Genomic DNA, 2,991 nt, shown 5'->3' with positions numbered 1-2,991 from the left:
AGTTTATAAAGGCGTGGAAATTGATGAAATATTTGAGGAATTTGAAAACAGACGAAAATAATATAATTCCTTGTTTATAAAATTAATCGAAAATATATTGGTTAGAACATGTTTGATACATTCTCAGAAAAAAAATTCTTATTAAAACAATTGGTTAAAAAGGATTTGACTTCAAAATATAAGGATTCCGTATTGGGCATCCTTTGGAGTTTTTTTAATCCTCTTTTAATTATGATTGTGTTTACTGCGATTTTTTCAATGTTGTTTGGTAGGGCAATAGAAAATTATCCGGTTTACTTTTTATCTGGAAGATTAATCTATGACTTTTATAATGCCGCTACAAAAGGCGCAATGAATTCAATTAGAAAGAATGCTAGTTTATTGAAAAGGATTTATGTTCCAAAATACATGTTTTCTATAAGTTCAGTTTGTTATGAATTTGTCAATTTCTTAATTTCATTTGTTATATTATTCGGAGTTATGTTAGTTACCGGAGCCCCATTCCACTTTACAATTATATATGGATTTATCCCACTCCTACTATTGGTCATATTAATATTTGGTGTTGGTTTAATTTTAGCTGTATGTAATACATACTTTTCAGATATTGGATATTTATACAACGTATTTACATTAATTTTAATGTATGCATCAGCACTATTTTACCCGATAGAAATTGTACCTTCAACAGTTCAGGTAATATTCACATTAAATCCAGTGTATGCTGCAATCTCCACATTCAGAGAATGTGTTGTGTTTGGTATTGCACCTGATTTAAGTAAAATATCTTATTTAGCAGCATTTGCTTTTACTGTATTTGCAATAGGAATCGTGTTATTTAACATGTATGATAAGAAATTAGCATTAGAAATATAGTAGGTAATAAAATGAGCATACTTGATAGATTTCAAAAAGATAAAACTTCCGGAATAAGAGAAGATATGGACAAGGATGTTGCTATCGAAGTAGAAGACTTGGTAATGGAATTTAAGGTTACAAAAGATAAAATTGATACTCTTAAAGAATATGTTATTAGAACAATTAAACGAAACAAAAACGAAAAGCGAAAAATAAGAATTCTTGATGGTGTTTCATTCAAAGTTTATAGGGGCGAAAGGGTAGGAGTTCTCGGTTTCAACGGATCAGGCAAAAGTACCCTCTTAAGAGTTATTTCCGGTATTTATGAACCTACCGAAGGAACCGTGAAAATCAATGGAAAAGTTGCTCCGTTGCTTGCTATCAGTGCAGGTTTTGATAAGAATTATACTGGAAAAAATAATATTTATTTGAACGGTGCTTTTTTAAGTATGGATGAGAACTACCTCAATGAAAAATATGATGAGATTGTTGAATTTTCTGAACTTGGAGAATTTATTAACTATCCCGTTAAAAATTACTCCAAAGGTATGCAATCAAAATTAGGGTTTTCAATTGCAACCGCAATTCAGCCAGACATATTAATACTTGATGAAGTGTTGGGAGTAGGGGACATTAAATTCAGAAGAAAAAGTACACAGAGAATTGAAAATATGATGAAAGATGGTGTGACAGTACTTCTTGTTTCACATTCACTCTCACAAGTTGAAAAAATCTGTGACAGATGCATTTGGATTGAAAATGGAAAAATCGTTATGGAAGGAGAAGCAAAAAAAGTCTGTAACGCCTATGTTAAATCTAGTAAAAAGAAATAAAAGGGTTTGAAAATGGATAAAAGATGGATATTGATTTTAGTAATACTTATCATTGGACTGGGTTCAATGTATTATATTGTTGATCATTCAAATACAGTAGGTAGTGCGATTACAACATTCAGTAAAACCACTATAACAATACCTGACGATTTTTCAGTCGGAGATTCAGGTAATGACCATGTTGAATTATACAATAAAAAAAATTCTGAAAAAATAACAATTAAAGACAATGGAAAAGGTAACACTGCATCAAAAACCCTTAAAAAATTATCAGAAGATTATGGAAATAATGATTATGATAATATTACAAATAATACTGAAAGAATAAATAAACAAAAAGTTTACAACTTATATTTAACAAATGACAACGGAACTGAACAAATTTCTGTTTTTTATCGTCAAAATCATACTTATACAGCAATTTTTGAAAACTTTAAGAATGATGGAAACATTGAGAAAAATCTAAAATTCATAATTGAGACAATGACTCCGGATTATAAACAAGGAAAAGATTGATAGAGGAATGAAGTTGAGTGAAATTAAATTTTCTATAATAATACCTGCCAATGATTCAACTGAAGGTGTTGAAAAAACACTCAACTCCCTAATTAATCAAACATTAAGTTTTGAAAATAATGTCGAAGCAATCATTCTTGATAAACCCTTAAACCATACCAGGGAAGTTTGTGAAAAGTATATTGACAGATATCCTTTAAATGTCAAATTTTTTGAAACTGAAATGCTTCCACCCCACAATATAGGACTTGAAAACACTGAAGGAGAATATATTCTTTTTTTAGAAGCAAATGATTACCTATCTAAAAGAACATTGGAGGATGTTTCGGATTTCATAAAAAATAATCCAAATCTCGATTTGGTTACAATACCAATTTACTACTATAAAAATAATCGGTTGGAACATTATCTTGATTATCCAATCAAGAACAGTTCTGCATTCAATTTAAACGAAATTCCTGAACCGGTTCAATTACTTGGACCTTCAACATTTATTAAAAAAGAAAGTATTGATGAAACAAAATTCATAAATGATTACAATAAATATAACACTTTTTTAAGCCAGATTTCAGTTGATTATCCGAATTTGGGAATCTGCAAAGATGGAAATTATTTTATTGAAAATATTGATGAAAAAACACTGCCTACCGAAGACATTTCATTCAACCGCATGGAATATGAGAAATTTATCGAAGAAAATTTAAATAATCTGATTGAAAAAAACGAGAACAAATTTGGTGAAGTCACTAAATCCATGCAATACAGCTTATTAAATCAATTAAAA

General features: G+C 29.4%; 4 protein-coding genes. All 4 read left to right on the top strand.

Annotated features, from left to right (window positions below; all coding sequences use genetic code 11):
• Positions 1-108 precede the first annotated feature (108 nt).
• Positions 109-876: an ABC transporter permease gene (locus Q4Q55_RS07400; RefSeq protein WP_303372188.1), complete on the top strand. Its 768-nt coding sequence runs from the start codon at positions 109-111 to the stop codon at positions 874-876.
• 11 nt (positions 877-887) lie between these two features.
• Positions 888-1,691, top strand: a complete 804-nt coding sequence (locus tag Q4Q55_RS07395; RefSeq protein WP_303372187.1) for an ABC transporter ATP-binding protein — start codon at positions 888-890, stop codon at positions 1,689-1,691.
• A gap of 12 nt (positions 1,692-1,703) precedes the next feature.
• Positions 1,704-2,207 (top strand): hypothetical protein, encoded by a 504-nt coding sequence (locus tag Q4Q55_RS07390; protein ID WP_303372186.1) that lies wholly within the window; start codon positions 1,704-1,706, stop codon positions 2,205-2,207.
• Positions 2,208-2,214: 7 nt separating this feature from the next.
• Positions 2,215-2,991: glycosyltransferase family A protein (locus Q4Q55_RS07385; RefSeq protein WP_303372185.1), on the top strand; the 777-nt coding region annotated here is incomplete at its 3' end.

The organism is Methanobrevibacter sp., assembly GCF_030539555.1.
Classification (GTDB): Archaea; Methanobacteriota; Methanobacteria; order Methanobacteriales; family Methanobacteriaceae; genus Methanocatella.
This window is presented reverse-complemented; position numbering and strand designations above follow the sequence as displayed.